The 1316-nt window shown below is 73.3% G+C and carries 1 protein-coding gene; it reads left to right on the forward strand.

What is annotated here, in order from left to right; translation table 11 throughout:
- Nucleotides 1-258 precede the first annotated feature (258 nt).
- The coding region (locus tag AC13HU_RS37295) for a protein kinase domain-containing protein (RefSeq protein ID WP_483046438.1) at nt 259-1316 on the forward strand (1058 nt) is incomplete at its 3' end.

Here is a 1316-nt window from a genome sequence, read left to right on the forward strand (position 1 = left end):
GAGGTTCCGGTCCGCTCCCGGCTCCCGCCGGTCATTGGCTTGTCGCGCAGTTCCTCCCCCAGAGCTTCGCCGTCAGCAGGCCACCGGCCTGCGGCCGGCGACGAAACAGGAACCCCAGCGGCGGGAGCCGCAGCCCAGCCCGGGGGCGCACCCGTTGAGCGGGCGAACCCCCGCGGCGGGAGCCGCACCGTCACAACCGCGTAGCGCTTTGCGCGGGTCCGTCCGAACCGCTCAAAGCGCCTCGTAGAATCGGTGGCCGTGGACACCAGCGTGCAGGACCCGCTTGTCGGGCAGACGCTCGACGGGCGCTACCTGGTCGAGGGACGCATCGCCGTCGGGGGGATGGCGACGGTCTACCGCGCCATGGACACCCGGCTGGACCGGGAACTCGCGCTGAAGGTGATGCACCCGCGGCTCGCCGACGACGCCGGTTTCGTGGAGCGCTTCATCCGCGAGGCGAAGGCGGTCGCGAAGCTGGCGCACCCGAACGTGGTGGGGGTCTTCGACCAGGGCACGGACGGCACGTACGTGTACCTCGCGATGGAGTACGTCGCCGGGTGCACGCTGCGGGACGTACTGCGCGAGCGCGGCGCGCTTCAGGTGCACGCGGCGCTGGACATCCTGGAGCCGGTGCTCGCGGCGCTGGGCGCGGCCCACCGCGCGGGTCTGGTGCACCGCGACATGAAACCCGAGAACGTACTGATCGGCGACGACGGCCGGGTGAAGGTCGCCGACTTCGGCCTGGTCCGGGTGATCGACACCAAGACGAGCGCGTCGACGGGCGCCGTGCTGGGCACGGTGTCGTATCTGGCGCCGGAGCAGATCGGGCACGGCACGGTCGACCAGCGCGCGGACGTGTACGCGTGCGGCGTGGTGCTGTACGAGATGCTCACCGGCCGCAAGCCGTACACCGGCGACACCCCGATGAAGGTGATGTACCAGCACGTCAACGAGGACATGCCGGCCCCTTCCGCGGTCGTGCCGACCGTCCCCCCGCCGCTGGACGCGCTGGTGGCGCGGGCCTGCGCCCGGAATCCGCAGGCGCGCCCGACGGACGCGGTGGAACTGCTCGCCGAGGTCCGTACGACGCGGGCCGCCCTCACCACGGAGGAGCTGGACGCGCGCCCGGGCGGGACATCGGCGCAGCCCGCGCCCGTACCGGTGCCGGTCCCCGAGCCCGTGGACGCGGCACCAGCGGCATCGGCGGCCCGCGCGTCGCACGCCACCCCGCCGCCCGGTTCCGAGGAACCCACCAGCATCGTGGCGCGACCCGACGGCCCGGTCACCGACCGCACCACCCGCCTGCTGCTGCCCAC

The sequence above is a fragment of the Streptomyces sp. NH27 genome (assembly GCF_056859195.1).